Source organism: Ramlibacter lithotrophicus, from assembly GCF_012184415.1.
GTDB lineage: Bacteria > Pseudomonadota > Gammaproteobacteria > Burkholderiales > Burkholderiaceae_C > Ramlibacter > Ramlibacter lithotrophicus.
This window is the reverse complement of sequence record NZ_VTOX01000010.1, coordinates 79928-106655: the sequence shown is the minus strand read 5'-3', so window position 1 is coordinate 106655 and position 26728 is coordinate 79928. Positions and strand designations below refer to the sequence as shown.

Annotated in this window: 27 protein-coding genes; 18 read left to right on the top strand and 9 right to left on the bottom strand. The window is 70.8% G+C overall.

What is annotated here, in order from left to right; all coding sequences use genetic code 11:
- Positions 1-52: 52 nt before the first annotated feature.
- The 5 genes from RAMLITH_RS21555 to RAMLITH_RS21540 all read left to right on the top strand — a co-directional run bounded on the left by RAMLITH_RS21555 (position 53) and on the right by RAMLITH_RS21540 (position 4176).
- Positions 53-1456, top strand: a complete 1404-nt coding sequence (locus tag RAMLITH_RS21555; RefSeq protein WP_168109504.1) for an AAA family ATPase — start codon at positions 53-55, stop codon at positions 1454-1456.
- Positions 1453-1743 (top strand): hypothetical protein, encoded by a 291-nt coding sequence (locus tag RAMLITH_RS25565; protein ID WP_202883315.1) that lies wholly within the window; start codon positions 1453-1455, stop codon positions 1741-1743. Before RAMLITH_RS21555 ends, RAMLITH_RS25565 begins: the two co-directional genes overlap by 4 nt.
- On the top strand, positions 1710-2972 hold the full coding sequence (locus RAMLITH_RS21550) for a VWA domain-containing protein (RefSeq protein WP_202883314.1): 1263 nt from the start codon (positions 1710-1712) through the stop codon (positions 2970-2972). The genes RAMLITH_RS25565 and RAMLITH_RS21550 overlap by 34 nt, the downstream gene beginning before the upstream one ends.
- Positions 2973-2986: 14 nt before the next feature.
- On the top strand, positions 2987-3826 hold the full coding sequence (locus RAMLITH_RS21545; protein ID WP_168109503.1) for a Rossmann-like domain-containing protein: 840 nt from the start codon (positions 2987-2989) through the stop codon (positions 3824-3826).
- A gap of 134 nt (positions 3827-3960) precedes the next feature.
- Positions 3961-4176: a hypothetical protein gene (locus RAMLITH_RS21540; RefSeq protein WP_168109502.1), complete on the top strand. Its 216-nt coding sequence runs from the start codon at positions 3961-3963 to the stop codon at positions 4174-4176.
- Between the two features lie 141 nt (positions 4177-4317).
- Here the strand turns inward: RAMLITH_RS21540 and RAMLITH_RS21535 are convergent, their stop codons facing one another.
- Entirely contained in the window at positions 4318-5112 is a 795-nt protein-coding gene (locus tag RAMLITH_RS21535; protein WP_168109501.1) for a class I SAM-dependent methyltransferase, read from the bottom strand.
- A gap of 193 nt (positions 5113-5305) precedes the next feature.
- Complete coding sequence (locus RAMLITH_RS21530; RefSeq protein WP_168109500.1) at positions 5306-5869, bottom strand: GNAT family N-acetyltransferase; 564 nt, start codon at positions 5867-5869, stop codon at positions 5306-5308.
- A 61-nt stretch (positions 5870-5930) separates the two neighbouring features.
- Here RAMLITH_RS21530 and RAMLITH_RS21525 point away from each other — a divergent pair, with 61 nt between their 5' ends.
- The 8 genes from RAMLITH_RS21525 to RAMLITH_RS21490 all read left to right on the top strand — a co-directional run bounded on the left by RAMLITH_RS21525 (position 5931) and on the right by RAMLITH_RS21490 (position 13633).
- Positions 5931-6605, top strand: coding sequence for an aspartate/glutamate racemase family protein (locus RAMLITH_RS21525; RefSeq protein WP_168109499.1), 675 nt, complete (start codon positions 5931-5933; stop codon positions 6603-6605).
- 15 nt (positions 6606-6620) lie between these two features.
- Positions 6621-7766: a mandelate racemase/muconate lactonizing enzyme family protein gene (locus RAMLITH_RS21520; protein ID WP_168109498.1), complete on the top strand. Its 1146-nt coding sequence runs from the start codon at positions 6621-6623 to the stop codon at positions 7764-7766.
- Between the two features lie 519 nt (positions 7767-8285).
- Entirely contained in the window at positions 8286-9020 is a 735-nt protein-coding gene (locus tag RAMLITH_RS21515; protein WP_168109497.1) for an IclR family transcriptional regulator, read from the top strand.
- Between the two features lie 38 nt (positions 9021-9058).
- Positions 9059-9802, top strand: a complete 744-nt coding sequence (locus RAMLITH_RS21510) for a glutamine ABC transporter substrate-binding protein (RefSeq protein ID WP_168109496.1) — start codon at positions 9059-9061, stop codon at positions 9800-9802.
- A 21-nt stretch (positions 9803-9823) separates the two neighbouring features.
- The gene (locus RAMLITH_RS21505; protein WP_168109495.1) at positions 9824-10492 is read left to right on the top strand and encodes an amino acid ABC transporter permease; all 669 of its coding nucleotides are present in this window, start codon (positions 9824-9826) and stop codon (positions 10490-10492) included.
- Complete coding sequence (locus RAMLITH_RS21500; RefSeq protein WP_168109494.1) at positions 10489-11265, top strand: amino acid ABC transporter ATP-binding protein; 777 nt, start codon at positions 10489-10491, stop codon at positions 11263-11265. The genes RAMLITH_RS21505 and RAMLITH_RS21500 overlap by 4 nt, the downstream gene beginning before the upstream one ends.
- A 15-nt stretch (positions 11266-11280) precedes the next feature.
- On the top strand, positions 11281-12672 hold the full coding sequence (locus RAMLITH_RS21495; RefSeq protein ID WP_168109635.1) for a formimidoylglutamate deiminase: 1392 nt from the start codon (positions 11281-11283) through the stop codon (positions 12670-12672).
- 70 nt (positions 12673-12742) lie between these two features.
- A complete protein-coding gene (locus RAMLITH_RS21490) occupies positions 12743-13633 on the top strand; it encodes a patatin-like phospholipase family protein (RefSeq protein ID WP_337786189.1) in 891 nt (296 codons plus the stop codon).
- Between the two features lie 18 nt (positions 13634-13651).
- Here the strand turns inward: RAMLITH_RS21490 and RAMLITH_RS21485 are convergent, their stop codons facing one another.
- Both RAMLITH_RS21485 and ftsH read right to left on the bottom strand, forming a co-directional pair.
- Positions 13652-13873: a hypothetical protein gene (locus tag RAMLITH_RS21485; RefSeq protein WP_168109492.1), complete on the bottom strand. Its 222-nt coding sequence runs from the start codon at positions 13871-13873 to the stop codon at positions 13652-13654.
- Between the two features lie 54 nt (positions 13874-13927).
- Positions 13928-15925, bottom strand: a complete 1998-nt coding sequence (gene ftsH / locus RAMLITH_RS21480; RefSeq protein WP_168109491.1) for an ATP-dependent zinc metalloprotease FtsH — start codon at positions 15923-15925, stop codon at positions 13928-13930.
- A 107-nt stretch (positions 15926-16032) separates the two neighbouring features.
- On the opposite strand from ftsH, the gene RAMLITH_RS21475 reads away from it, so the two are divergent.
- Entirely contained in the window at positions 16033-17277 is a 1245-nt protein-coding gene (locus RAMLITH_RS21475) for a metal-dependent hydrolase (RefSeq protein ID WP_168109490.1), read from the top strand.
- Between the two features lie 6 nt (positions 17278-17283).
- Here the strand turns inward: RAMLITH_RS21475 and RAMLITH_RS21470 are convergent, their stop codons facing one another.
- Positions 17284-18120, bottom strand: coding sequence for an alpha/beta fold hydrolase (locus RAMLITH_RS21470; RefSeq protein WP_181017809.1), 837 nt, complete (start codon positions 18118-18120; stop codon positions 17284-17286).
- A 78-nt stretch (positions 18121-18198) separates the two neighbouring features.
- On the opposite strand from RAMLITH_RS21470, the gene RAMLITH_RS21465 reads away from it, so the two are divergent.
- Entirely contained in the window at positions 18199-18549 is a 351-nt protein-coding gene (locus RAMLITH_RS21465; protein WP_168109489.1) for an HU family DNA-binding protein, read from the top strand.
- A gap of 46 nt (positions 18550-18595) precedes the next feature.
- Here the strand turns inward: RAMLITH_RS21465 and RAMLITH_RS21460 are convergent, their stop codons facing one another.
- A complete protein-coding gene (locus RAMLITH_RS21460) occupies positions 18596-18952 on the bottom strand; it encodes a YXWGXW repeat-containing protein (protein WP_168109488.1) in 357 nt (118 codons plus the stop codon).
- 202 nt (positions 18953-19154) lie between these two features.
- Between RAMLITH_RS21460 and RAMLITH_RS21455 the strand changes: the two genes are divergently transcribed.
- Both RAMLITH_RS21455 and RAMLITH_RS21450 read left to right on the top strand, forming a co-directional pair.
- Positions 19155-19391, top strand: a complete 237-nt coding sequence (locus tag RAMLITH_RS21455) for a hypothetical protein (RefSeq protein ID WP_168109487.1) — start codon at positions 19155-19157, stop codon at positions 19389-19391.
- Positions 19392-19600: 209 nt separating this feature from the next.
- On the top strand, positions 19601-19951 hold the full coding sequence (locus tag RAMLITH_RS21450; protein WP_168109486.1) for a hypothetical protein: 351 nt from the start codon (positions 19601-19603) through the stop codon (positions 19949-19951).
- A gap of 1 nt (position 19952) precedes the next feature.
- On the opposite strand, the gene RAMLITH_RS21445 is transcribed toward RAMLITH_RS21450, so the two are convergent.
- Complete coding sequence (locus RAMLITH_RS21445) at positions 19953-20429, bottom strand: Lrp/AsnC ligand binding domain-containing protein (RefSeq protein WP_337786188.1); 477 nt, start codon at positions 20427-20429, stop codon at positions 19953-19955.
- Between the two features lie 90 nt (positions 20430-20519).
- Here RAMLITH_RS21445 and putA point away from each other — a divergent pair, with 90 nt between their 5' ends.
- Positions 20520-24275: a trifunctional transcriptional regulator/proline dehydrogenase/L-glutamate gamma-semialdehyde dehydrogenase gene (putA, locus tag RAMLITH_RS21440; protein WP_168109485.1), complete on the top strand. Its 3756-nt coding sequence runs from the start codon at positions 20520-20522 to the stop codon at positions 24273-24275.
- 9 nt (positions 24276-24284) lie between these two features.
- Here the strand turns inward: putA and RAMLITH_RS21435 are convergent, their stop codons facing one another.
- Positions 24285-25448, bottom strand: coding sequence for an acyl-CoA dehydrogenase family protein (locus RAMLITH_RS21435; protein ID WP_168109484.1), 1164 nt, complete (start codon positions 25446-25448; stop codon positions 24285-24287).
- Positions 25445-26707, bottom strand: a complete 1263-nt coding sequence (locus tag RAMLITH_RS21430) for a CaiB/BaiF CoA transferase family protein (RefSeq protein WP_168109483.1) — start codon at positions 26705-26707, stop codon at positions 25445-25447. The genes RAMLITH_RS21435 and RAMLITH_RS21430 overlap by 4 nt, the downstream gene beginning before the upstream one ends.
- Positions 26708-26728 lie beyond the last annotated feature (21 nt).

Genomic DNA, 26728 nt, shown 5'->3' with positions numbered 1-26728 from the left:
TCTCCCCGCTGCCGGACCCGGCCCGGCCGGCAGGCGTGGCTATGATTTCGCCATGAATGCCCCACCGCCAGCGAACTTGCAGCGCGAGCTGCGCCAGCGCCTGGCGGCATTGCCCGGGCATCTGGAGGCGGGCCTGGTCGAACGGGGACGCGTCGTCCGGCTGGCATTGCTGGCGGCGCTGGCCGGCGAGCACACCTTGCTGGTCGGGCCGCCTGGCACCGCCAAGAGCGAACTGGCGCGGCGGCTCCACCTGGCGTTCGCCGGCGCCAGCTATTTCGAGCGCCTGCTGACCCGCTTCACCGTGCCCGAAGAGCTGTTCGGCCCGCTGTCGATCTCGGCTCTGGAGCAGGACCGCTACGAGCGGATCACCACGGGCTTCCTGCCGCAGGCGACGATCGCCTTCATCGACGAGGTGTTCAAGGCCAACAGCGCGATCCTCAACGCGCTGCTCACGCTGCTGAACGAACGCGAATTCGACAACGGCGCCGGGCGCGAGCGCTGCCCGCTGGTGAGCGTGATCGGCGCGACCAACGAGGTGCCGGCCGACGAAGTGGCGGAGGCGTTCTTCGACCGCTTCCTGATGCGCCTGCCGGTGGGGCCGGTGTCGGGGCCGGGCTTCCTGGGCCTGCTGGCGCTCGATCACGCGCCGCCGCCGGGCGGCGCCCGGCCGCTGGACGAGGCCGACCTCGCGGCGCTGCAGGCCGCCGCGGCCGCCGTCCGCCTGCCAGCGCAGGTGGCGGCCTTGCTGGCCGAATTGCGCGCCTTGCTCGCCGGCGAACAGGCCTATGTGTCGGACCGGCGCTGGGTCAAGGTGGCCTGGCTGCTCAAGGTGGCCGCCGCCAGCGAGGGGCGTGATTCCGTGGCCGTCTGGGACCTGTGGCTGCTGCCCTGGTGCGTGGCGCCCGGCCTGGAGCGGCAGGCGGACATCACCGCCTGGCTGACGGCGCGGCTCGGGCTCGAGCCGGGCATGGCGCCGCCGCTCCTGACGCGCGTCGTCGAAGCGTTCGAAGCGCAGGCCGCGCTGGAGCAGCAGGCGGAAGACCTCGATTACGACGAGGATGGCCGGCTGCGTTTCAGCGCCGATCTGGCAGCCAGCGTGAACGATGCCAAGGGCGCGAGCCAGGTCGCGCGCATCAGTTACCGGCGGCAGCGCCGCTACGGCGAAATCCACATCCACGCGCGGGTGCGGCAGGTCGACGAGCTGGTGGATCGCATCGCCGGATACGCTGAGGCGATCGCCGCCAGCCGAGCCGAACTCGCGGCGTACACGGCGCAGGCAATCTGGATGGATCGCGAATTCGCGGCGCCCGCCGACGCCAACCTTGCCGCGACCAGCCAGGCCATCGAAGCGCTGCGCGTGCGTGCGCTGGCGGCGCGCGAAGCCTTCCTCGCGCTGCCGCGCCGCGAGGTGGATCCCGGCACGGTGCCGGAGCCGGTGACGGTCGCGCGCGCATGACCGCCCCCGCGTCACTGTCCTATCAGCGCCTGGAGGCGCCGCTCGCACCGCTGGAGCGCCTGCCGCGCGGACTGTGGCTGTGGAGCCTGGTGCACTCGCAGGGCCGGCTGGTGCCACGCCTGGCCGGCATCGAGCGCTGGCGCGAGGCGCTCCTCGAAGGCCGCACCGCCGCGGACGCCGGCTGGCCGCCGCGACCGCTGGCGGGGGACGTGGCCGGCACGCTCGATGCGCTCGGCTTCCGCTCGCGGAGACCGTGCTGCGCTCGCTGTGCTTCCACCTGGACCTGATCGTCGACGCCATGGATGCCGGCGACAGCGCCGAGGCCGCGGCGGCTCGCGCGCTGGACAACTTCGCCGCGGACTGGCAGGAGCGCTGCGGCACGATCGACGAGCTGACGGCGGTATTCGGCGAATACGCCGACCTGGTGAAGAACACGCGCTGGGACATGATGCGCGGCGTCCTGCGCAGCAGCGGCTGGCAGGAGGTGGTGCGCGCGCGCCGCCTGATCGAGTCGCTCCCCGAGCTCGCGCGCATCGTGCGCCAGCTCGGGCGGGCGCGCGCGACCGACGAGCCCGACGCGTCGAATCGCAGCGACGTCGCGGTGATGGAGGAGCACCTGGCGCTGCGCGAGGTCGAGCGCATCGTGCAGGTGCCGGACTATCCCGGCGAGACGCTGGGCGTGCGCCGCTCGGGCCGGGTGGCGCGCATGCTGCCGGCCGAGGCGATGCTGCTGCTGCATCCGCGGCTGCGCCTGGTCTGGCATGCGCGCCATGCCGAACGCACGCTGCTCGGGTACGAGGACAGCGACCGCATGCCCGAGGTCGTCCGCGAACTGGCGCCGGCGTGGCGCCCGAGCGCGCGGCGGGCGCCCGACAAGCGGCTGGAGCTGGGCCCGATGCTGGTGTGCGTCGACACCTCCGGCTCGATGCAGGGCGGCGCCGAGGCCGTGGCCAAGGCGGTCGTGCTGGAGGCCATGCGCACGGCACACGCGCAGCAGCGCGCATGCCACCTGTTCGCGTTCTCGGGGCCGCAAGAAATCGTGGAAACCGAACTCGCGCTGGACTGCGACGGCGTGGCGCGGCTGGCCGCGTTCATGGGCCAGACCTTCCACGGGGGCACCGACATCTCGGGGCCGCTCGAGCGGGCGCTTGCCAAGCTCGACGAGCGGCGCTGGCAGCTCGCCGACCTGCTGATCGTCTCCGACGGCGAATTCGGCGCCACGCCGGCCGTCGCGGCGCAGATCCGGGGGGCGAAGGACGAAATGGGGCTGCGCGTCCAGGGCATCCTGGTGGGCGACCGGGAGACGGTGGGCTTCCTGGAGATCGCCGACGATATCCACTGGCTGCGCGACTGGCGCCGCTACGGAGGCCAGGCGCCGCTGCCCGGCCCGGGCGCCACGCGCAGCCTCACCGCGCAATATTTCGCCGGCGCGTTGCGCACGCCCGACAACCGCGACCGCACGGTCTCCGGCGCCGAGGCGGCGCGGCTGGTGGGCGGCGGCACGCCGTCGCAGTGAGGAGAGGAATCGCCATGGACATCACGCACGACCTGCTGTCCTTGCTCGAACGCTTCGCCGCGCGCGGCGCGCTGCCGAAGGTGCGCGGGCTGCTGCTGCCGCCGGCCGCGCCGCCGACCTCCATCGCCGGCGAGTTCTGCGCGATCGAACTGGACGACGGCTCGCTGGGCCTGAGCTATGTGCTGCTGGACGAATCGAGCCGGCGGCTGGTCGCCGGACGCGGCGATGCCAGCCTGGGCCTGGAAGGCGCCGACGCGCTGGCAGTGGCGCGCTGGTTCGCCGAGGCGCCGGGTGCGCGCCGCGCGATCGGTTTCGCCGCCGTCAACGCGCTGACCCGGTGCCTGTTCGACCGCGCCGGTTTCGTGCCCGGCGCGAGCGGCGACTCGATCGGCATGCTGGCGCCGCAGGCGGCGGACCGGATCGGCATGATCGGATTGTTCCCGCCGCTGGTGAAGAGCATCGTGCAGGCGGGGGCGAAGCTCACCGTGGTCGAACTGCGCAGCGACCTCGCCGGCGAGCGCGACGGCTGGCGGGTGACCACGGATCGCGGCGAACTGGCCGATTGCAACAAGGTGATCGCCACCAGCACGCTGCTGCTGAACGGCACGCTGGACGACATGCTCGCGGCGTGCCCGAATGCCGGCAGCTTCGCCCTGATCGGCCCCGGCGCCGGCTGCCTGCCCGACCCGCTGTTCACGCGCGGCGTCACGCTGGTGGGCGGCACCTGGATCACCGACCGCGATGCGTTCCGCGCGGCGCTGGCCGCCGGTTCGTCCTGGACGGCGGCGGCGCGCAAGACGGCCATCGCTGCGCGCGATTACCCCGGATTCGAGGCGCTGCTCGGCAGGTTGTAGTGCGCGCCACGCGCCGCGGACACCGTCGCCGGCGCTGAACTACCCGAGCGGGGCAGTCGGGATTCGTCCGCGCGTACCGATTTGGTCAATGAAACCGCCCCTGCGCAGGCGTATACCCTTGGCAGGAGGTTGACATGATTCGACCGTTCGATCCGCACGACACCGACCTGATGAGATTCGACAGGATCGTCGCCGATTCCGGAACCGGCTTGCTCTGGTTGCTGACCTTCTTCGTCGTCTACGGTGTGTTCCTCGCGGTGCAAGGCGCCACCGCGCTGCCCCGGTTCATCGTGCACGGCACGGCCGGGGCCGTGCACGGCTTCGCAGCGAGATTCGCCGCGCACCGGTAACTCGCAGCGCCAGCCGCCGGAAGTCCCTGGCGGCCTTCGCCCCGACGCGGGCATGCGGCTGCCCGATCAAGAACTGCCACCCGCAAACGCAAACCGCCGGTCGCTCACGCGCCGGCGGCCTGTCGCCCGGCAGTGACGGGGTCAGTGCCTGGTGGCCGTGACGATCTGGAAGTTGCCGAAGAAGAACGTCTGGCGCTCGACGGTCCAGCCGCCCATCTCCTGCAGGATGGCGACCGGGTCGTGGCTGTCCCACAGGGCCAGCCCGAGCGGCTCGAACACCTTGAAGTAGCTCCAGCTCAGGCACTTGAGGACGAACGGCGCCGGCTTGTGGAACTCGCCCAGGTACAGCTTGCCGCCGGGCGCCAGCATGCGGCCCGCCTCGCTCAGCGTCTTCACCTTCAGGTCGTGCGGCAGTTCGTGCAGCAGGAAGAAGATGATGTTGGCGTCGGCAAAGCCTTCCTCCAGGTGCATGGCCGTCGCGTCTTCCTCGACGTACTCGATCCTGCGGCCGTACTGCGCGTCCAGCTTGCCCCTGGCGTGGGTCAGCTCGTTCCTGATGATGTCGGCGATGACGACCTTCTCGGCACCCGAGCCCAGGGCGGCTTCCACCGTGCGCGGGATCACGTTGCCGAAGGCGCACGAGGTGATCAGCACCTGCTTGCGCTTCAGGTTGGTGCTGCCCAGGCCGGCCACGATCTTCGAGACCAGGCGGTGGTACTGGAACAGCAGGATGGCGGAAATGATCGGCTGGAAGTCGACCAGCTTGATCAGTCCCATCCTGGAATAGATCGGGTACACGTGCGATTCGCTGCTGCGCCGACCGCCGGCGAGGCCGCGCACGATCAGCGTGCCGCGGGTGGTCGCGAAGAAGAAGAGGCCGGTCGCCGCCAGCAGCAGCGCGAGGCCGGCCAACGCGTTGATCGTGAAGGTGCTCATCGCGCCTGCTCCTGCGCCCGGACCGGCGTCGCGCGGTGACTGGTACTGCTCATGATGTTCCTTTCGGCGGTGATCGGCCCGTTGCCGGGATGCACGTACTGTGCCCGCGAGGCAGCGCCCGGAACATCGGTGCGTCGCTGAATCGGACGGTCGGCGCCGTCCCATTTCGCGCCCCCCGCGCAGCCGAGGCGGGCTAGGAATCTTCCGAGCTGCGCCGGATGCCGGTGGCATGGGCGCTCGCCTGGATGCCGGCGATCCGGGCCGTGAACAGCGCGCGCCGCGCCGGCTCCAGGTCGCGGGCCAGCTTGGCGAGCAGCCCCATCTCGCCCGAGAACTCCATGCCGCAGATGACGTAGCCGGCCTTCAGCTTGGCGATCAGCACGGCACTGTTGTCGGCCCGCTGGTGCGAAGTCACCCGCCGGCAGCCGAGGGCCAGCGCCTGCTCCTCGATGGCGGCGAGCAGCCGGGTGTACACGCCTTGCCGCCGGTATCGCGGCAACACCGCCGAACTGGCGACGTACAACTGGCCGCCCGGCTCGCGCCAGCCGTGCGACCACCCGACCAGGTCGTCGCCGTCGAACGCGCCTATCCTCACGCGCTGCAAGGGGAGGGCGGCCGCGGCCAGCGGCTGCGGGCAGAGGCGCTGCATGACGGCAACTCGCTGCGCGTCGTCGAAGACGAGGTTCACCAGTTCGGTGAAGGCCGGTTCGGCGAAGGCGTCCACGGCCCGGACGTCGATCTGGCTGGCAAGTGTCATCGGCGGATGATGCCAGCCCGAGCGGCCCATGCCGTTACCATCACTCGCCGGAGACCTTCCAATGCATCCACCCACCGTCGCCGTCATCCACACCTCGCCCGCCACCGTCGAAGTCTTCTCGCGGCTGCTCGCCGAGCGGCTGCCTCAGGCGCGGGTCATCAACATGCTCGACGACTCCGTGCTGCCGCAGCTTCGCGACAACGGGGCCGACCTGGCGGCCGTGGCCCCGCGCTGGCGCCAGTACGCCCGCATCGCGCGGGAACAGGGCGCCGACGTGATCCTCAACGCCTGCTCCTCGATCGGGGAGCTGTGCGCGCCGGCGCAGCAGGAGCTGGGGATCCCGGTCGTGCGCGTCGACAGCGCGATGGCCGCCCAGGCGGTGGCTGGCGCCAGCCGGGTGGCGGTCGTCGCCACGCTCGCGTCGACCCTGGGCCCCACCACCCGGCTGCTCGCAGAAACGGCGCGGGCGCAGCAACGCGCCGTCGAAGTCGAGCCGATGCTGGTGGACGGCGCCTACGCCGCGCTGGTCGCCGGCGACCGCGAGCGTCATGACGACCTCGTCGCCGCCGCACTGGCGAAAGCCGCCGACCAGGCGGACCAGGTGGTGCTGGCACAGGCCTCGATGGCGCGGGTGCTGCCCCGGCTCGCGTCCCAGCAGCAGGCGCGCTGCCTGGTGAGCCCCGAGCTGGCGGTGGCGAGCGTCGCCCGGGCCCTCGGCGCCGATCGAACTGCCTGAGCAGCGGAGACCACGATGAAGATCGCGCAACTGAAAGTGCATGTCCTGAAGTCGCCGCTGGCCGAGCCGTTCGCGTTCTCGCAAGGCTGGGTCACGCAGCGCTCGGCCACGCTGGTCGAAGTCACCACCGACACCGGGCTCAGCGGCTGGGGCGAAGCCTTCGCGCAGGGACTCGAGCCGCCGGAGATCGCGGCCGCCGTGATCGAGCACGCGCTCAAGCCGCTGGTGCTGGGCGCCGATCCCCTGGATACCGAGGTGCTGTGGCACCGGATGTACCACCGCACCCGGGACTACGGCCGCAAGGGCTCGGTGGTCGCCGGCATCAGCGCGGTGGACGTCGCCCTGTGGGACATCGCGGGCAAGTTTCACGGCGTTCCGATCTACAAGCTCCTGGGCGGCGCCTTCCGCACGCGGGTGCAGCCGTATGCCACCGGCTTCTACCGCATCGAGGGCCAGGGCGAGGCGCGGCGGCTGGCCGAGGAGGCACTGCGCCACTTCGACGCCGGCTTCACGCTGATGAAGGTGAAGCTCGGTTACGGGGTGGACGACGACATTGCCTGCATGCGCGAGATCGCCGCCGCGCTCCAGGGCAAGCCGGTGCGGCTGATGGTCGACACGAACCATGCGTATGGCCGGGCGGAGGCGCTGCGGCTCGGCCGCGAACTGGCGCAGTACGACCTGCGCTGGTACGAGGAGCCGGTGGTGCCCGAGGACGTCGCCGGTTATGCGGAGTTGCGGCGGCAGTTGACTATGCCCATCGCCGGGGGCGAGAACGAACACACGCTGTACGGCTTCCGCGAGTTCCTCGGCGCCGGCGCCGTCGACGTCGCCCAGCCCGACATCGGTTCCTGCGGCGGGCTCTCGGCCGGCCGCCACATCATCGCGCTGGCGCAGTCGCATGGCGTGCAGGTCAATCCGCATGTCTGGGGCTCGGCCATCGCGCAGGCGGCTTCGCTCCAGTTCATCGCCGCCGTTCCGGTGGCGCACCACTCGCTGTTCGCGCAGGAGCCGGTGTTGGAATACGACCGCTCCAGCCATCCGTTCCGCCAGCATCTCATCACGCGACCCATCCAGCAGGTCGATGGCTGGGTGGAGATTCCGGGCGGACCCGGACTCGGCGTGGACGTGGACCGCGAAGTCATCCGGGAGTTCAGCGCCTAGGAGGCTGCGCGGACCCGTCCCTCTGCCGCGCAGGCTCCTGGCCGGCGCCCTGTTGCAAAAAGCCGCACCGTGCCGGGCGCCAGGCGCACACACTGTCGGCAAGCCGCCGTCGCGGCCGCGCGGGGGCCCAGCAGGCCGGCTCCCCCCCGCGACGATCCCCGGCCTGGAGGTCACTCCGATGGCACGAACTCCGACCAACCAGCACGATGCGGCAAACCGCAGCACCCCACGCGACCAGGGCCCGCAGGGTCGACCCTCCAGCGAGCCGCGCCGTGAGAATGCCGGGACGGCCGGCCAGGCACGGCAGCAGCAACCCACCGGCCGGAACCGGCCGTTCGCACCGGGCGAAGACGGCGAGAGCCACTGACGGCGGCGCGGTGCGCGGAACTGCCGGCGCTGGCGGGAGGTGAGCGGTGGCCGGCGGGCCCGCTGCGTGCCGGCGCGAAAAAAGAGAATCGGAGTCCCGCGCCGTGGGACTGTCATGTTTCTGGCCCCGGCGGTTCCTTTCATACTGTCGAGATGCCGCCCGAGACCCCCGCCACTGCCGACCGCGTCCTGCACGTGCTGGCCGTGCTGGCGCAGCAGGGTCGGGTGCTGACTGCCAACGAGCTGATGGCGCAGACCGGCCTGGCCCGCAGCACGCTCTACCGGCTGCTGGCGCGCCTCAAGCGCTGGGGATTCGTCGTGGAAAACGACGGCTGCTATGCGCCGGGGCCCTTGAGCCTGCAACTGGCGCTCGGCTTCGACCTCTCGTCGCACCTGGTGCGGCAGTCGCGCCAGGAAATGGTCGCGCTGGCGCGCCAGTCGCACGAGAGCGTGGGCCTGGTGGTGGCGGTCAACGACACGGTGATCTGCCTGGACATGGTCGAAAGCGAGCAGTCGCTGCGGTGCTCCTTTGAGAAGGGCCGCAGCGTGCCGCTGCGCGCCGGTGCCTCGGCCCGGTGCCTGCTGGCCCACCTTCCCGACCCCAACCGCGACGTCCTGCTGGAAGCGCTGTACCCCGAGCGGGCCGAGCGCGCGGCCGCGCTGGAGCAACTGCTTGCGATCCGCCAGGCCGGCTGCGCGACCAGCGCCGGCGAGGTCGATCCCGGAGTCTGGGGCATCAGCGCGCCACTGTTCGGCGCCGCGCGCCAGGCGGTCGGCGCCGTGACCCTGATGGCGCCCGTCACCCGCGCCCTGGGCCAGGAATCCGCGTTGACCGACATGACCATGGTCGCGGCGGCACGCATCTCGAGAGGGCTTGCACTGCCCTGATCACATCAACCACTTTCACCAACGGAGACCATCGCACCATGAACATTCGCCGCCACTTCCTGCTTGCCGCCCTGTCGGCCCTGGCCCTCGCCGCCACCTGCGCGCGGGCGCAGGACAATGTGCTGCGGGTCGGCACCGACGCCACGTTCCCGCCCATGGAGTTCGTCGAGAACGGCAAGCGCACCGGCTTCGACATCGAGCTGACCGAGGCGCTGGCCAAGGCCATGGGCAAGAAGGTCGAGTGGATCGACATCGACTTCAAGGGCCTGATCCCCGGCCTCATCTCCAAGCGCTTCGACATGGCGGTGTCGGCGATCTACATCACCGACGAGCGCAAGAAGGTGGTCGACTTCACCGATTCCTACTACGCGGGCGGCCTGGTGGCGATGGTCAAGGACAACAACGCCACGATCAGGAAGCTGGCCGACCTGGACGGCAAGAAGGTCACCGTGCAGGTGGGCACCAAGTCGGTCGGCTACCTGCAGCAGAACTTCCCGAAGGTGCAGCGGGTCGAGGTCGAGAAGAACCAGGAGATGTTCAACCTGGTCGACATCGGCCGCGCCGACGCCGCCGTCACGGGCAAGCCGGCGGCGTTCCAGTACGTGCGCACCCGCCCGGGCCTGAAGGTGCTGGACGAGCAGCTGACGACCGAGGAATACGGCATGGCGTTGCGCAAGGACACGCCGGAGCTGACCAAGGCCGTGAACGCGGCGCTGGCCAAGCTGAAGGCGGACGGCACCTACGCCGCGATCGTCAAGAAGTGGTTCAGCGGCAGCAAGTAAGCGCGTCGCCCCGGCCCGCTCATGGAACTTGATTTCTCGCCCGTCTGGTCGGGCTGGAACCTGCTGCTGCGCGGCGCGGTGGTGACCGTCGAGGTCACCGCCGTCTCGCTCCTGCTCGGGTGCCTGCTGGGACTGCTGGTCGGCATCGGCCGGCTCAACCCGAAACGCCGGGTGATCTACGCCGCCTGCACCGCCTACCTCGCCGCCATCCGCGGCACGCCGCTGCTGGTGCAGCTGTTCATCCTGTTCTTCGGGCTGCCGCAGTTCGGCATCCTGCTGCCGGCGTTCCTGTGCGGCGTGCTGGGGCTGGGCATCTACTCGGGCGCGTACGTGTCGGAGATCGTGCGCGGGGCGATCCAGTCGGTGGATCGCGGCCAGATGGAAGCGGCCCGCTCGATCGGCCTGTCCTCCGGACAGGCGATGCGCTCGGTCATCCTGCCGCAGGCGGTGGTGCGGATGATCCCGCCGCTGGGCAACGAGTTCATCGCGCTGATCAAAAACTCGGCGCTGGTGTCGCTGCTGACCATCCACGACCTGATGCACGAAGGCCAGAAGATCATCAGCGTGTCGTATCGCTCGCTGGAGGTCTACCTGGCCATCGCGGTGATGTATTTCGTGCTGACCGGCCTCACGACCCTGGTGCTGCGCCGGGTCGAGCTGAGGCTGCGCGCCGGGGGGATGGTGCAATGACGGGTCGGCAGACGGACACGGCGCCGATCATCAGCATCCGCGGCCTGCGCAAGGCGTTCGGCGAGCACGTGGTGCTGGACGGCATCGACTTCGACGTGCAGCCATCCCAGGTCGTGGTCGTCATCGGCCCCAGCGGCTCGGGCAAGAGCACGTTCCTGCGCTGCTGCAACGGCCTGGAGCAGGCCGAAGGCGGGCGCATCGACATCTGCGGCCGCACGCTGGTGCAGGACGGACGGATGCTGGCCGACGCCGACTGCAACGCGCTGCGGCAGGAAGTCGGCATGGTGTTCCAGTCGTTCAACCTGTTCCCGCACCTGTCGGTGCTGCACAACATCGCGCTGGGCCCGCGCAAGCTGCGCGGCCTCACGCGCGAGCAGGCCGACGCCGAGGCGCGGGCGCTGCTGCGCAAGGTGGGCCTGGAACAGAAGGCCGGTGCCATGCCGGCCAGCCTGTCGGGCGGCCAGAAACAGCGGGTGGCGATCGCCCGCGCCCTGGCGATGAAGCCGCGCGTGATGCTGTTCGACGAGCCGACCTCCGCGCTCGACCCGGAGTTGGTGGGCGAGGTGCTGCAGGTGATGAAGCTGCTGGCCAGCGAAGGCATGACCATGATGGTGGTCACGCACGAGATGGAGTTCGCGCGCGAGGTGGCCGATGTCGTCATCGTGATGGACGGCGGCGGCATCATCGAATCGGGTCCGCCCGCGACGATCTTCACCAATCCGACCCAGGAGCGCACCCGCAGCTTCCTGCAGGCCGTGCTGGCGCGCGCCTGAACGCCGGTGGGGGCGATCGCTGCTTCACTCTTTGCCGGCCACGCGCTGCTGCCCGGTGGCTGGGCGCGCGACGTCCTGCTGCAGTGGGACGGCGCGGGGCGGCTGCTGGCCGCCACGCCCGGCGCCGCGCCGCCGCCGGGGGTCGACCGCACGGCCGGACCGGTGCTGCCAGGCATGCCCAACCTGCACTCGCATGCGTTCCAGCGCGCATTCGGCGGCCTGACCGAATATCGCGGCCAGGCGCAGGACAGCTTCTGGAGCTGGCGCACGCTGATGTACCGCTTCGCGGCGGCGGTGACGCCCGAACAGCTGGAGGCCATCGCCACCGGGCTCTATGTCGAGATGCTCGAAGGCGGCTACACCAGCGTCTGCGAGTTCCATTACGTCCATCACGATCGCGACGGGCGACCCTACGCCGACGACGCGACGCTGTCGCAGTGCCTCTTGCGCGCCGCTGCGCGCGCCGGCATCGGACTGACGCTGCTGCCGGTGCTGTACCAGGCCAGCGGCTTCGGCGGCGCGCCGGCGAAGGCGGAGCAGCGACGTTTCATCCGCAGCACCGATTCCATGCTGCGCCTCCTGGAGCGGCTGCGGCCCCAATGCGAGGCGCAGGGCGCCCGTCTCGGGATGGCGCCGCATTCCCTGCGGGCGGTGCCGCCGGACAGCCTGCGCGAAGCATTGGCGGGGCTGGACGCGCTGGACGCCGGAGCGCCCGTGCACATCCACGTCGCGGAGCAGACCGCGGAGGTCGATGCCTGCCTGGCCTGGAGCGGCCAGCGGCCGGTGGAATGGCTGCTGGACCATGCGCCGGTGGATGAGCGCTGGTGCCTGGTGCACGCGACGCACATGTCGGCCGCCGAAAGCGCCCGCGCCGCACACAGCGGGGCGGTGGCGGGAGTGTGTCCAACGACCGAGGCGAACCTCGGTGACGGCATCTTCGACATGCCTGCCTGGCGCGCGGCGGACGGACGGTGGGGCGTCGGTTCCGACAGCCACGCCAGCGTCAGCGCCGCCGAGGAGCTGATGCTCCTGGAATACGGCCAGCGGCTGCACACCCGCCAGCGCAACGTGGTGGCGAGCGAGACGCAGCGCTTCGTGGCGACCGCCATGACGCTGGAAGCCGTGGCTGGCGGCGCGCAGGCGAGCGGTCGCGCGGTCGCCGGCCTCGCCGCCGGCCAGCGGGCGGACTTCGTGGTGCTCGATGCATCGCATCCGCTGCTCGACGGCCTGCCTTCGGCCGACGCCATGCTCTCGGCCCATGTCTTCGCCAGCCAGCGCCGCTGCGCGATCGAATCGGTCTGGTCCGGCGGCCGGCGCCAGGTCCGGGGCGGCCGTCACCTGCTGCATGCGGAGGCGGCGCGCGGACTGGTGGCGGCGCGCCGGGCGCTGGCCGTCACGCTCGACTGATCCACCGGCGCCGCCCGCCCGGGCGCCTCGCAGGTGCTATCGTGCAAGCCCATCCTTCCGGGACAGCACGGTGGCACACAGGAGTCCTCGCATCGGTCTGGCGCTGGGCAGCGGGTCGGCCCGCGGCTGGGCGCACATCGGCGTGATCCGCGCCCTGGAGCGCGCCGGCGTCGCCGCCGACATCGTCTGCGGCACGTCGGTCGGTGCGCTGGTCGGGGCGGCCCATGCCGCGGGAGCGCTCGAACGGCTCGAGCCGTGGGTGAAAGGCCTGACCTGGCAGACCGTGATGAGCCTGATCGACGTGCGGATGAGCGGCGGGCTGATCGAAGGCGGCAAGCTGGTCGACTTCTTCCGCGCGCGGTTCGCCGACGAGGGCATGGAGCGCCTGCAGCGGGCATTCGGCTGCGTCGCCACCGATCTCGCCAGCGGCCGCGAAGTATGGCTGCGCGAAGGGTCCGTGATCGACGCAGTGCGCGCGTCGATCGCGCTGCCCGGCCTGCTGACGCCGGTGCTGCAGGACGGCCGGTTGCTGGTGGACGGCGGGCTGGTCAATCCGGTGCCGGTGTCGCTGTGCCGGGCGATGGGCGCCGAGGTGGTGATCGCCGTCGACCTCAACTGGGACCTGATCGGGCGGCGCAAGCAGATTCCCGACGCGGCACCGACGTCCGTCAGCGGTCCCGGCGCCGGCCTGATCGACGCGATGCTCGCGCGCTTTCGCACCGTCGGGCCTCTCGGCTCCAGCGCCATGCCTTCGATGATCGACGTGCTGACCACCAGCCTCAACATCATGCAGGTGCGGATCACCCAGAGCCGGTTGGCCGGCGAACCGGCGGACGTGATGATCCGCCCGCGCCTGTCGGGTATCGCCGCGATGGACTACCACCGCGGCGGCGCGGCGATCGCCGAGGGCGAGCGCGCCGCGACGCAGGTGCTGCCGATGATCCAGGACCTCATCGCCTGAACCGCTCGGAGCGAGTTCCTAGGACGCGTCCCTGGGGGCGCCGGGCTCGTGCCGCGGTCCCAGTTCCAGGTACACCTCGCGGTGGAGACGGTCGGCGCGTTCGCGCAGGACGTGGGCCCGATGGCGCAGTTCGTCGCAGGCCTGGCCGCCCTCCCGGGCCGCGGCCCGCTCCGCATCGCGGGCGGCCGCGTGCGCGGCCCCCCAGAGGGAAAGTTTGTGCGTCGGGTCGATTGCTGGCATCGGTGCATTGTGCGGTGACGCCGGCCGCGCCGGTGTAGGAGCGCGCCGAAGGCTTCAGCCCCGCAGCGGTCGCGCCTCCAGCTGCGGCGCCGGCGGCAGCCCCGTGGCCTGCAGGATCTCCTCCTCGGAGACCGTCTCGGTGCGCAGCAGCGCCGCCACCAGCGAGTCGAGCGCGGCGCGGTGCGCGCGCAGGAGGCGCTTGGCCTCTTCGTGGCAGTCGTTGATGATGCGCTGCACCTCCGCGTCGATCAGCGCCGCCGTCTGCTCGCTGAAGGGCTTCTCGCCGCCGAAGCCGGCCGGCCCGCCGAGGAACTGGTTCTCGCGCGGCGCGAGCTGCACCATGCCCAGCGCGTCGCTCATGCCCCAGCGGGTGACCATGTTGCGCGCCAGCTGCGTCGCCTGCTCGATGTCGTTCTCCGCGCCGGTGGTCTTCGTGCCGTACACCACTTCCTCCGCCGCGCGCCCGCCCAGCATCCCGATGATGCGGGCCCGCAGGTAGGCCTCCGGGTAGTTATAGCGGTCGGTCTGCGGCCGCTGGTACGTGACTCCCAGCGCCTGCCCGCGCGGCACGATGCTCACGCGGTGCACCGGGTCGGCGCCGGCGACCACCAGGCCCAGGATCGCGTGGCCGCTCTCGTGGTAGGCGATGCGCTCTCGGTCGTCGGCGGAGAGCAGCAGTGGCCGCTCCGGGCCCAGCACGATCTTCTCCAGGGCGTCGAGGAAATCCTTGTGCCCGACGGCGTTCTCGCTGCGGCGCGCCGCCAGCAGCGCCGCCTCGTTGACGAGGTTCTTGAGGTCGGCCCCGGAGAAGCCCGGCGTGGCCTGGGCCAGTTCCTCGAGGCTGACGTCGGGCCCCAGCGGCACCTTGCGCACGTGCACGCCCAGGATGGCCGCGCGCCCCGTCTTGTCCGGCAGGTTGACGACGACCCGACGGTCGAAGCGGCCCGGTCGCAGCAGGGCGCGATCGAGCACGTCCGGCGCGTTGGTGGCGGCCAGCACGATGATGCCTTCGCGGCCGCTGAAGCCGTCCATCTCGGTCAGGATCTGCTGCAGCGTCTGCTCCTGCTCGCTGTGCCCGCCGATCGCGCCCATCTGCCCGCGGGCCCGTCCGATCGCATCGATCTCGTCGATGAAAATGATCGCCGGCGCGCTTTCGCGGGCTTGCTTGAACAGGTCGCGCACCCGTGCCGCGCCGACGCCGACGATCATCTCGACGAACTCGGCCGCGCTCATCGAAAAGAACGGCACGCCCGCCTCGCCGGCGACGGCCTTGGCCAGCAGGGTCTTGCCGGTGCCGGGCGAGCCGATCAGCAGCACGCCCTTGGGGGCGCTGCCGCCCAGGCGCGTGTACTTGTCGGGCGCCTTGAGGAAGTCGACGATCTCCACCAGCTCGGCCTCGGCCTCGTCGATGCCCGCCACGTCGTTGAACGTCACGCGATTCGCGGCGTCGGCGGTGTCGTAGCGCTTGGCCTTGCTGCGGCCGATGCCGAACATCCCGCCCATGCCGCCGCCCTGGCCCGCCATGCGGCGGTACATCCATACGTAGAAACCGATGATCAGCAGCGCCGGCGCGAAGAGCAGCAGCGTGTTCCAGAGGCCGCCCTGCTGGATCGGCACCGCGCTGATCTCGACCTTGTTCCGGATCAGGAAGTCCTCCAGGCCGCGGTCGAAGAAGGCCGGCAGCTCGGTGCTGAAGTACACGGACGTGCGCGGCGGCGGCAGCAGGCGCCGGTCGAGCGCGGTGCGCGGCGCCTGCTGGCCGGCCTGCTTCACTTCCTCCTGCGTGGGCCAGGTGACCGCGGCGCGGAAGCGTCCTTCGATGGTCGTGCCGCGGCTGTAGATCGCCGTGACGTTGCCCTTGCCAGCTTCCTCGCGAAAGACCGTGTACGGCACGGTCACCGGCGCGTTGGGCTGCGGGAACAAATAGCTCACCAGCAGGTAATTGACGAGCACGACCAGCAGGAACCAGGGCCAGTACTTGCGTGGCGGCAGCGTCCCGCCGCCGGGCTTGGCCGTGCCGTTGGGCTGGCGGGGAGGTGTGGACCCATTCATGGCTGGTCATCATGCCCGCTATGGGGCGCGCGTGGGGGACCGGAAGAGGCAGAGCTGGGTGCTCGTTGGAGCCCACCGAGAATGTGGCCTGCACAAGCATTCACCGCATGGATAACCTCACGCACACGCTGGCCGGCGTTCTCATCGGCGAGACGGTCTCACGAATCGCGCCCCAGGCGCCGTCCGGCCTGGCGCCGCGGCAGCGGCGCGGGCTGCTGGTCGTGCTGTCCGCGGTGTGCAGCAACCTGCCCGATGCAGACGTGGCATACACGATGGCGGCGGGAACCAGGCTGGCCTATCTGTCGCAGCACCGCGGCTACACGCATACCATCGTCGGCGTGGCGGTGGCCGCGGCGCTGGTGATCCTCGCGGTGGAACTCTTCATGCGCTGGCGGCGCCTGCAGCCGAGCCGGAGCGACCGGCAGGCGATCGTCGCGGCCGTCGTCATCTCGCTGTTGCTCCACCTGGCCCTGGACTTCACCAACAGTTACGGCGTGCACCCGTTCTGGCCGGTGCGCAATCACTGGATCTACGGGGACGCGGTGTTCATCATCGAGCCGCTGCTGTGGACCTGCGCGGCGCCGCTGCTGTTCCTGCTGCGCACGCTGCTGGCGCGGCTGCTGCTCGCCGTCGTGCTCGCCGCGGCGCTGGGGCTGTCGTTCGGCACGCAGTGGATCATCCCGGCCAGCGGCGTGGCGCTCGCCGCCCTGATGGCCGCGCTGCTGTACGCCGGGTGGAAGGCCCCGCCGCGCGTAGCGCTCGCGTGCGCCGTCGGGGCCTGGCTCGCGGTCACCGCCGCGTTCTTCTTCGGCAGCGACAGCGCCGCGCGGCGGGTCGCGCACGAGGTGGCGCAGCGCTATCCGGGCGCGAGGCTGCTCGACCACGTGCTGACGCCGATGCCATCCAATCCGCTGTGCTGGAACGTCATCGCCATCACGATGGAGGCCGATCGGTACGTCATGCGGCGGGCCGCGCTGGCGACTTCGCCGGAGTTGCTGGCGGTGCAGGACTGCCCGGATCGCACGCTGGACGCGCAGACGTCCGCGCCGATGCGCCGTCTGGCGCAGCCGCCCTCCGCGGCCGTGCGCTGGATCGACGAGTACCAGGTGAGCCGCGCCGAGTTTCCGCGCGTGCTCAAGGCATATTGCGAAGCGGCCATCCTGATGCGCTTCGCACGGGCTCCCTGGATTGCGGGCAGCAACGGCCGGTGGGCCATGGGCGACCTGCGCTACGACCGCGAGCCGGAACTCGGGTTCGCGGAAATGGAATTGACGCCGCGCCCCGCCGGCTGCACGAGCGCCGCGCCGCCATGGCTCGAACCGCGGCCCGAGGTGATCGCGCCGGTGCCCTGAACCGCGTCAGCCCAGCGCCTGCGCCACCGCCGCGTGGAAGGCGGCCGGCTCCTCGTATTGCACCCAATGGCCCGCGCCGTCGACGAAATGCAGCGAACGCAGGCGCGTCAGGGCCCGCAACTGCGCCTCGACCTCGCCCCAGCGGCCGCGGTACAACGCATCCTCGCGCCCGTAGATGACGTCCAGCGGGCACTCGAGGCGCTCCAGCGCGCGCGCCATCGCGTCGGTGCGCGACAGCCGCCGCTCGCGCATGCGGTCGCGCAGCAGGTTTTGCGCATGCAGGTCCACGGTCTGCTCCGTGACCGATTCGGGACGCGCGAGCATCAGCGCCGCCAGGTTGTGCCGGTGGATGGCGCGCCGCTGCGCCTCGTCCTGCACGTGCAGCCACGGGCGCAGCTTGAAAGGCGGCGGCACCAGTGGCTTGACCGGCGCGCCGGCGATCACCAGGCGTGCGATGCGCTGCGGATGCGCAGCGGCCGCCAGCGCGGCCACGAGGCTGCCGAACGAGAAGGCGAGCACGTCGACCGGCGCCGTGCCGAGCAGTGCCCGCAGCCCGTCGAGCACCGGTTCGACCACCGCGTCGGCATCGTTGCCCGAGGCCGGGCAGGCCGAATCCCCGAAGCCCGGCAGGTCGGGCACGAACAGGCGCCGCCCGGTCGCCGCCAGCGGCTCGATGTTGCGCAGCCAGTGGTTCCAGCTGCCGCTGCCGCCGTGCAGCAGCACCAGCGGCCGGCCGCTACCCCACAGGCGCCAGACCATGGCGCCGTCGCCGCATGGCGTGCGGCATTCGTCGGCGCGGGCGAGCAGGGCGGCGGCATCGGGCAGGTCGGCAGGCTGGGTCATCGGTGGCGGCGCGGTGGAGCGGGAAGCTGCGATTGTCCGTGAGGCGGGGGCGGCTCATGGCGTGCGCCGCTGAGCCGCATGCGCCGGAGAAGCCGCTACACTCTCGACCCCTTTGCTCAATCCCAAGAAAGCGTGAAGAAAACCGAACTCATCGAAGCCATGTCGCAAGCGACGGGCGAATCGCAAGCCGCCACCGCTCGAACCCTCGAAGCGCTGATCGACATCGTCTCCAGGGAAGTGGGCGCCGGGCGCGAAGTGGCCATCACCGGCTTCGGCAGCTTCAAGGCGAGCGCGCGCGCCGAGCGCACCGGCCGCAATCCCCGCACCGGCGAAGCGCTCACCATCGCCGCCTCCAGGTCCGTGAAGTTCGTCCCCGGGGCGGCGCTCAAGGGTTCACTCAACAACGCGGAGCAGGCGAGTTCAGAGTGACTCGCGGCGCGCGCGCTCACGGCCACCGCGCCGTGAACACGCCGCGCTACTGCTTGCCGGCGACGTTGTCCGGCTTTTCCACCCAATCGCCGCCGGTGAGGATCCACTTGCCGTCGGCCCGCTGGACCCACTTGCGCTGGCGGTATTCCATCCCTTCCTTCGCCAGCACCCATTCGCCCGGTTTCCACTGGTAGCGGTCGCCGGTCCAGTCGTAATAGCCGGCGGACCAGACATGGCCGTTTGCGGGGGCGGGGCTGGGTTCCCACGTGCCGGATGGCGGCGGCACGTCGACCGCCACTTCGGCCGGCGCTTTCCTGGCCGGCGCCGGCTTCTTCGCCTGGACGTCGACGGCCAGGGTCGCGCTCGCAGCGATCACGAGCGCCAGCAGGACTTGGTTCCTCATGCGATTGACTCCTTGTCCCGCGAGGCTCTGCGGGTGCCGTTCGGGCGGCAGTCGGACGACGGCGCAAGCGGCCGTCGGACTGGTCCCGCACGCATCCGGCGCCGCAGGCGAGTACAGATATTCGCGTGAACAGGCCCTAGATCAAATCCGAGCGATTTGCTAGCCCGTACAAAGGCTGGAAGCTCTGCCGATGGCGCCGCGCATGGCGACGCATCAAGGGCTTTCCAACCAGGAGCACGCGATGCGTTCGAGTTCGCCCAGACAAGCCCCAGCCGAGGGCGCCGGCAGCGCCGGACAGGCCCAGGACAAGTACGGACCCGCGCTGCGGGTGCCGCCCGAACTGCTCAAGGGCGAGCGCAAGAACGAAGAACAGCCTTGCCTGACGCCGATCGACTGCGTGCTGGAAAACCACTGCGCCGGTCACTGCGGCTGTCGCTGAGCGCCCTGCGGCGAAGCGCTCCTTCGTCGCGATGCGGCGCGCCGATCCGCGCACCGCGTGTCTTCCCGGCACAACAATGGCGCTCTTGAACTGATGTGCTGCGCCTGCTTTCGCTCAGAATCGGCAGCAGGTCATACAAAGCAGTCGGGAACGATGTCGGTGAGGACGGGGACGAATGCCTGGCGCGCCAGGGCGCGGCGAGGCATGGCATGAGCGGCACGCCGGGGTTCGTGCGTACTTCGCAGGCCTGGTACGGCGCCATCGCGCTTGGTCCTTGCGCGGAGCGGGTGTGCATCGCCATGTACGGCGCGCAGCAGCCGCGTCGCGGCGAGCTGGTGGTGGAATGGCGCGCGCTGGACGAGCGGCCCGAGCTGCGGGTGTCGCAGGACGGCTGGGACCTGCTGGCCAGGGACTTTTCCGGCCTGCTGCGGCATATGGTGCGGCTGGACAGCCCGGTCAACCCGGACGAGTTCTGCGCGATGCTGCTGCGGCTGGGCTTTGCCGACCGCACCATCGAACGCAAGCCGGCCAACGTCGAGGCCCTTCCCAGGTTGCGCTGAGCTACCTGATGTGCAGCTTCGTGGAGTTCTTCACTTCCTCCATCACCGCGTAAGTGCGTGTCTCGCGCACGCCGGGCAACTGCCACAGCACCGTGCCGGCGAACTGGCGGTAGGAGTCCATGTCGGCGGCCCGCGTCTTGAGCAGGTAGTCGAAGCCGCCGGCCACCATGTGGCACTCCAGGATCTCCGGGCGCACCTGCACGGCGGCCTTGAACTGCTCGAACACGTTGGGCGTCGTGCGATCCAGCAGCACCTCGACGAACACCAGCATCCCGGCGCCGAGCAGCGCCGGATTCAGCCGCGCCTCGTAGCCCAGGATGTAGCCGTCGCGGGTGAGGCGCTGCACCCGCGCCAGCACCGCGGTGGGGGACAGCGCCACCTGCTCAGCGAGTTTCAGGTTGGAGATCCGGCCGTCGTCCTGCAACGCCTGCAGGATGCGGCGGTCGATGCGGTCGAGCACGGTCAGCTGGTTGTTCACTAGTGAATTATGCGGCTCGACAGTTGAAAATCGCAGAAAAATCCGGTGCCCGGCGCATGACGATGCCGGTTATCAATCCGCACCGACCCGATGGACGCCTTCGCCACTCCCACCGCCAGCCTGTTCAGTGACTTCGCTGCCACGGGCCCGTTCGCCGCCTCGCCGCTGCGGCGCGCCATCTCCGCCGCGGCCCGGCGTCCCGAGCCCGAGCCCGTCGCCGACCTGTTGCCGCTCGCGCGCCTGCCCGACGACGTCGCGGCCCGCGCCGAGCAACTGGCGCAGCGCCTGGCCGCGGACCTGCGGCTGCGCGCGTCGGCCGCCGGCCGCGCCGGCCTGGTGCAGAGCCTGCTGCAGGAATACGCGCTGTCGTCGCAGGAAGGCGTTGCCCTGATGTGCCTGGCCGAGGCCTTGCTGCGCATCCCGGACGCCGCGACGCGCGACGCGCTGATCCGCGACAAGATCGCGCAAGGCCAGTGGCATACCCACCTGGGGCGCAGCCAGTCGCTGTTCGTCAATGCCGCCACCTGGGGCCTGCTGCTCACCGGGAAGCTGGTGGCCACGCACAGCGAGGCCGGGCTGTCGGCGGCGGTGGCGCGCCTGGTCGCGACCGGCGGCGAGCCCGTCATCCGCAAGGGCGTCGACATGGCGATGCGCATGATGGGTGAGCAGTTCGTCACCGGCGAGACGATCGCCGAGGCGCTCGCCAAGGCGCGGCCGCGGCAGGCACAGGGATTCCGTTATTCGTTCGACATGCTGGGCGAAGCGGCGATGACGGCACAGGACGCGGAACGCTACCTGCGCGATTACGAGGCGGCGATCCACGCGATCGGCAAGGCATCCGCGGGGCAGGGGATCATCGAGGGGCCGGGCCTGTCGGTGAAGCTGTCGGCGCTGCACCCGCGCTACGTGCGCGCGCAGTCGGACCGCGTGATGGGCGAGCTGTACCCGATCCTGGTGCGCCTGTGCGCACTGGCCAGGCGCTACGACATCGGCTTCAACATCGATGCCGAGGAGACCGACCGGCTGGAACTGTCGCTGGACCTGCTGGAGCGGCTGGCGTTCGAGCCGCAGCTGGCGGGATGGGACGGGCTCGGCTTCGTGATCCAGGCCTACCAGAAGCGCAGCCTGCAGGTGACGGACTTCACGATCGACCTCGCGCGGCGCAGCGGCCGGCGCCTGATGGTGCGGCTGGTCAAGGGCGCGTACTGGGATGCCGAGATCAAGCGGGCCCAGGTCGACGGCCAGGAGGGCTATCCGGTCTACACGCGCAAGGCCTACACCGACCTGTCGTACCTCGCCTGCGCGCGCAAATTGCTGGATGCGCCCGAGGCGGTCTACCCGCAGTTCGCCACCCATAACGCGCACACGCTGGCCGCGATCCACCACATGGCGGGCCCGGATCGCTACACGCCGCGGCAGTACGAGTTCCAGTGCCTGCACGGCATGGGCGAGCCGCTGTACGAGCAGGTGGTGGGCGCGCAGTCCGAAGGCAAGCTGGGCCGGCCATGTCGGATCTATGCGCCGGTGGGAACGCACGAGACCCTGCTGGCCTACCTGGTGCGGCGGCTGCTGGAGAACGGCGCCAACACCTCGTTCGTCAACCAGATGGCCGATCCCTCCATTCCCATCGCCGAACTGGTGCGCGACCCGGTGCGGCGGGTGCAGGAGCTGGCCCGCGACGAGGGCCGGCCCGGCTTGCCGCACCCGCAAATCCCGCTGCCGGCGAATTTGTACGGCGGCGTACGGACGAACTCGCGCGGGCTGGACCTCGCGAACGAGCAGCAACTCGCCCAGCTCGCACGGCAACTGCAGGACAGCGCCCGCGTGGAGTGGAGCGCAGCGCCGCTGCTGGCCGTGGACGCGGCGGCCGGCGGCGAAGCGCAGCCGGTGCTCAACCCCGCCGATCGAGCGGACGTGGTCGGCGTCGTGCGCGAGGCGACGGCCGCCGACGTGGATCTGGCGCTGCACCACGCCGTGCAGGCCGGGCCCGCGTGGGCCGCGGTGCCGCCGGCCGAACGAGCCCGCATCATGCAGGTGTCCGCCGACCGCCTCGAAGCCGAGATGCCGCGCCTGATGGGGTTGCTGGTCCGCGAAGCGGGCAAGACGGCGTCGAACGCCATCGCCGAAGTGCGCGAGGCCGTCGATTTCCTGCGCTATTACGCCGCCGAGGTGGGGGCGAAGTTCGACAACGCGACGCACCGTCTGCTGGGACCGGTGGTGTGCATCAGCCCCTGGAACTTCCCGCTGGCGATCTTCCTCGGCCAGGTTTCGGCGGCGCTGGCCGCCGGCAACACCGTCCTGGCGAAACCGGCGGAACAGACGCCGCTGGTGGCCGCCGCGGCGGTGCGCACGCTGTGGCAGGCGGGCGTGCCGCGCGCGGCGCTGCAACTGCTGCCGGGCCGCGGCGAGACCGTGGGCGCCAGGCTGGTCGGCGACGAGCGCGTGCGAGGCGTGCTGTTCACCGGATCGACCGAAGTGGCGCGCCTCCTGCAGCGCAGCCTGGCCGGGCGCGTCGATGAGCGCGGGCGGCCGGTGCCGCTGGTGGCCGAGACCGGCGGCCAGAACGCGATGATCGTCGACTCGTCGGCGCTGGCCGAACAGGTGGTCGCGGACGTGCTGGTCTCGGCGTTCGACAGCGCCGGCCAGCGCTGCTCCGCCTTGCGCGTGCTGTGCGTGCAGGAAGATGCCGCCGACCGCCTGCTGGAAATGCTGCTGGGCGCGATGGCGCAATTGCGCGTCGGCAGTCCGGACCGGCTGGCAATCGACGTCGGACCGGTGATCGACGAGGAAGCCAGGGCCAACATCGACCGCCACATCGAGGCGATGCGTGCGCGCGGCCGCAAGGTGCATCAGGTGGCCGGTCCCAACGTGCATCCGCTGCGCGGCGGCACCTACGTGCTGCCGACGCTGATCGAGTTGCCGGGCCTGGCCGAACTGCAGCGCGAGGTCTTCGGTCCCGTGCTGCATTTCGTGCGCTACCGGCGCGAGGAGCTCGACGGGCTGGTGGGGCAGATCAACGGCACCGGCTATGGCCTCACCATGGGCCTGCACACCCGTATCGACGAGACCATCGCGCGGGTGCTGGACGCGGCGCACGCCGGCAACGTCTATGTCAACCGCAACATGGTCGGTGCGGTGGTGGGCGTGCAGCCGTTCGGTGGGGAAGGTCTTTCGGGCACCGGCCCGAAAGCCGGCGGGCCGCTGTATCTGTACCGGCTGCTGTCGCAGCGGCCCCATGATGCGGCGCTGCGGGCGATGGAGGAGGGCGGCGTGCCGGCCAGCGTCGCGCGGGACATGCCGCCGCCGCTGCGCGAGTTCGCGCGCTGGGCGCAGCAGAATGCGACCACGCCCGGCCTCGCGCCCCTGTGCCGCCAGTTCGCCGACCTGTCGCCGGCCGGCCGGTCGAAGGTGCTGGCCGGCCCCACCGGCGAACGCAACGTGTACCGCCTCGTGGCGCGGCAGGCGGTGCTGTGCCTGGCACAGCGCGACGAGGACCGGTTGGTGCAACTGGGCGCGGTGCTGGCGGTCGGCAGCCGCGCAATCTGGCCGGAGCAAACCTGGCCCCTGGTGGCCAGGCTGCCCGCCGAAGTTCAGGCGTGCATCGCGATCGCGCGCGACTGGAGCGCGCCGGAGGTCGCGTTCGACGCGGTGCTGTTCCACGGCGCCGTGGACGAACTGGCCCGAATCCGCGCGCAACTGGCGCAGCGGCCGGGGCCGGTCGTGAGCGTGGAGCGGCTGGAGCCTGGCGAGACGGCGATTCCGATCGAACGCCTGCTGGTGGAGCGCTCGGTCAGCATCAACACGGCCGCGGCGGGCGGCAATGCGACCCTGATGACGATGGGATGAGGCGCGACGTCAGTACGACTTCGGCAGCCCCAGCACCTTCTCGGCGATGTAGCACAGCACCAGTTGCGGGCTGACCGGCGCCAGTCGCGGGATCCACGATTCGCGCAGGTAGCGCTCCACGTGGTACTCCTTCGCGTAGCCCATGCCGCCATGGGTGAAAATCGCGTTCTCGCACGCGCGGTAGCACGCCTCGGCGCCCAGGTACTTCGCCGCGTTGGCCTCGGCCGCGCAAGGCTTGCCGGCGTCGTACAGTGCCGCGGCCTTCCACACCATCAGGTGGGCCGCCTCCAGCTCCATCCACGAGCGGGCCAGCGGATGCTGGATGGACTGGTTCGTTCCGATCGGCCGGTCGAAGACGATCCGCTCCTTGGCATACAGCGCACCGCGCTGCAGCGCCGCACGGCCCAGCCCCACGGCCTCGGCGGCGATGAGGATGCGCTCGGGGTTCATGCCGTGCAGGATGAAGCCGAAGCCCTTGCCTTCCTCGCCGATGCGGTCCTCCACCGGAATGCGCAGCCCGTCGATGAAGACCTGGTTGGAGTCCACGCACTTGCGGCCCATCTTGTCGATCTCTCGCACTTCGACGGCGGCGCGATCGAGGTCGGTGTAGAACAGGCTCAAGCCTTCGGTGCCGCGGCTTTCCTCCACCGGCGTCGTGCGCGCCAGCAACAGGATCTTGTTGGCGACCTGCGCGGTGGAGATCCACACCTTCTGCCCCGAGACGAGATAGTGGTTGCCACGGCGCTCGGCGCGGGTCTTGAGCTTGAGCGTATTGAGGCCGGCGTCCGGCTCGGTGACGCCGAAGCAGGCGCGGTCGCGCCCGGCGATGAGCGGCGGCAGCCAGCGGCGCTTCTGCTCGCACGTGCCGAACACCACCACCGGGTGCAGGCCGAAGATGTTCATGTGCACGGCCGACGCGCCCGACAGCCCGGCGCCCGTGGCGGCGATCGTGTGCATCATGAGCGCCGCCTCGGTGATGCCCAGCCCGGCGCCGCCGAATTCCTCGGGCATGGCGATGCCCAGCCAGCCGGCCTCGGCCAGCGCCCGGTGGAAGTCCTCGGGGAAACCGCCTTCACGATCGCGCCGCAGCCAGTAGTCGGCGTCGAACGGCGCGCAGACGCGTTCGATCGCGTCGCGGATCTGCTGCTGCTCGGGCGTCAGGTCGAAGTTCATGGCGCGGGCTCCCGCGGCAGGGCGGCCGGCGCCGAGCAGGCGCCGCTGGCGAGCATGCTTTCGATCTCGGGCTCGCTGTAGCCGGCTTCGCGCAGGATGGCGACGGAATGCTCGCCCAGGCGCGGCGCCGGCAAGGTGTGGTCCGGGGGCGGCGTGCCGCTCCAGCGCGTCGGGCATCCCATCATGTGCAGCCGGCCTTCGGTCGGATGCTCGACCTCCCGGATGAATCCGGTGGCGCGGTGGTGCGGGTCGTCCATCAGTTCCTCGGGCGAGTTGACGGGCATGTTCGGAACGTCGGCGCGGTCCAGCAGTTCGCGCCATTCGGCGGTGGTGCGCTGCGCCATCAGCCGGGCGACTTCCTCGTACACGGCCTCGATGCTGGCGGCGCGGCCGGCGTGGGTGGCGAAGCGCTCGTCGTTTGCCATGCGCTGCGGCTCGCCGATCGCGGCGAAGAAGTTGCGCCAGTGCTTGTCGTTGTAGATCAGCACGCACAGGTGCCCGTCGCTGGTGCGGTAAGGACGCCGATGCCGCGTCAGCAGCCGCGGATAGCCGGCGGGGCCGAGCGGCGGCTCGAAGCTGCGCCCGGCCATGTGGTCGGCCAGCACGAACTGCGTCATGGCCTCGAACATCGACACCTCCACCGCCTGGCCGCAGCCGGTGCGCTCGCGCGCATACAGCGCGGCGGTGACGGCCGACACGACATGAAGGCCCGTCACGCGGTCGGCCAGCGTCACCGGCGCATAGCAGGGTTCCGGCGCGCCGTACTGCTGCATCAGCCACGGAATGCCGGTCGCGCCCTGGATCAGGTCGTCGTAGGCCGGCCGCGCCGCGTACGGACCCTGCTGGTCGAAGCCGCAGCAGGTCACGTGGATGACGCGCGGATTGCGCTCGCGCACGGCTTCGTAGTCCAGTCCCAGCCGGGCCAGCGCCTGCGGCCGGATGTTGCTCACCACGACGTCGCTGCGCTCCGCCAGGCGCAGCGCGGCTTCGCGGCCCTGCGGCTGCTTCAGGTCCAGGACGATGCTGCGCTTGCCGTGGTTGCCGTGCAGGAAGATGTGGCCCATGCCGGGATGCCGCATGGGGCCCACGTGCCGCATGTTGTCGCCGTCGGCGGACTCCACCTTGGTCACCTGCGCGCCCAGCGAAGCAAGCGTCTGGGTCGCGGACGGACCCATGATCACCGAGGTGAGATCGAGCACCTTCACGCCCGCGAGCGGCCCGCCGGGTCGCGGCTCGTTGGGGGATGGCGATTCGTTCATGCGTTGTCTCCAGCATTGCGG

What these genes read in the sequence shown, in the direction of transcription:
- RAMLITH_RS21555 (WP_168109504.1), top strand. Translation starts at nt 53, where the DNA reads ATGAATGCCCCACCGCCAGCGAACTTGCAGCGCGAGCTGCGCCAGCGC.
- RAMLITH_RS25565 (WP_202883315.1), top strand. Translation starts at nt 1,453, where the DNA reads ATGACCGCCCCCGCGTCACTGTCCTATCAGCGCCTGGAGGCGCCGCTC.
- RAMLITH_RS21545 (WP_168109503.1), top strand. Translation starts at nt 2,987, where the DNA reads ATGGACATCACGCACGACCTGCTGTCCTTGCTCGAACGCTTCGCCGCG.
- RAMLITH_RS21540 (WP_168109502.1), top strand. Translation starts at nt 3,961, where the DNA reads ATGATTCGACCGTTCGATCCGCACGACACCGACCTGATGAGATTCGAC.
- RAMLITH_RS21535 (WP_168109501.1), bottom strand. Translation starts at nt 5,112, where the DNA reads ATGAGCACCTTCACGATCAACGCGTTGGCCGGCCTCGCGCTGCTGCTG.
- RAMLITH_RS21530 (WP_168109500.1), bottom strand. Translation starts at nt 5,869, where the DNA reads ATGACACTTGCCAGCCAGATCGACGTCCGGGCCGTGGACGCCTTCGCC.
- RAMLITH_RS21525 (WP_168109499.1), top strand. Translation starts at nt 5,931, where the DNA reads ATGCATCCACCCACCGTCGCCGTCATCCACACCTCGCCCGCCACCGTC.
- RAMLITH_RS21520 (WP_168109498.1), top strand. Translation starts at nt 6,621, where the DNA reads ATGAAGATCGCGCAACTGAAAGTGCATGTCCTGAAGTCGCCGCTGGCC.
- RAMLITH_RS21515 (WP_168109497.1), top strand. Translation starts at nt 8,286, where the DNA reads ATGCCGCCCGAGACCCCCGCCACTGCCGACCGCGTCCTGCACGTGCTG.
- RAMLITH_RS21510 (WP_168109496.1), top strand. Translation starts at nt 9,059, where the DNA reads ATGAACATTCGCCGCCACTTCCTGCTTGCCGCCCTGTCGGCCCTGGCC.
- RAMLITH_RS21505 (WP_168109495.1), top strand. Translation starts at nt 9,824, where the DNA reads ATGGAACTTGATTTCTCGCCCGTCTGGTCGGGCTGGAACCTGCTGCTG.
- RAMLITH_RS21500 (WP_168109494.1), top strand. Translation starts at nt 10,489, where the DNA reads ATGACGGGTCGGCAGACGGACACGGCGCCGATCATCAGCATCCGCGGC.
- RAMLITH_RS21485 (WP_168109492.1), bottom strand. Translation starts at nt 13,873, where the DNA reads ATGCCAGCAATCGACCCGACGCACAAACTTTCCCTCTGGGGGGCCGCG.
- ftsH (WP_168109491.1), bottom strand. Translation starts at nt 15,925, where the DNA reads ATGAATGGGTCCACACCTCCCCGCCAGCCCAACGGCACGGCCAAGCCC.
- RAMLITH_RS21475 (WP_168109490.1), top strand. Translation starts at nt 16,033, where the DNA reads ATGGATAACCTCACGCACACGCTGGCCGGCGTTCTCATCGGCGAGACG.
- RAMLITH_RS21470 (WP_181017809.1), bottom strand. Translation starts at nt 18,120, where the DNA reads ATGACCCAGCCTGCCGACCTGCCCGATGCCGCCGCCCTGCTCGCCCGC.
- RAMLITH_RS21465 (WP_168109489.1), top strand. Translation starts at nt 18,199, where the DNA reads ATGCGCCGGAGAAGCCGCTACACTCTCGACCCCTTTGCTCAATCCCAA.
- RAMLITH_RS21460 (WP_168109488.1), bottom strand. Translation starts at nt 18,952, where the DNA reads ATGAGGAACCAAGTCCTGCTGGCGCTCGTGATCGCTGCGAGCGCGACC.
- RAMLITH_RS21455 (WP_168109487.1), top strand. Translation starts at nt 19,155, where the DNA reads ATGGCGACGCATCAAGGGCTTTCCAACCAGGAGCACGCGATGCGTTCG.
- RAMLITH_RS21450 (WP_168109486.1), top strand. Translation starts at nt 19,601, where the DNA reads ATGAGCGGCACGCCGGGGTTCGTGCGTACTTCGCAGGCCTGGTACGGC.
- putA (WP_168109485.1), top strand. Translation starts at nt 20,520, where the DNA reads ATGGACGCCTTCGCCACTCCCACCGCCAGCCTGTTCAGTGACTTCGCT.
- RAMLITH_RS21435 (WP_168109484.1), bottom strand. Translation starts at nt 25,448, where the DNA reads ATGAACTTCGACCTGACGCCCGAGCAGCAGCAGATCCGCGACGCGATC.
- RAMLITH_RS21430 (WP_168109483.1), bottom strand. Translation starts at nt 26,707, where the DNA reads ATGAACGAATCGCCATCCCCCAACGAGCCGCGACCCGGCGGGCCGCTC.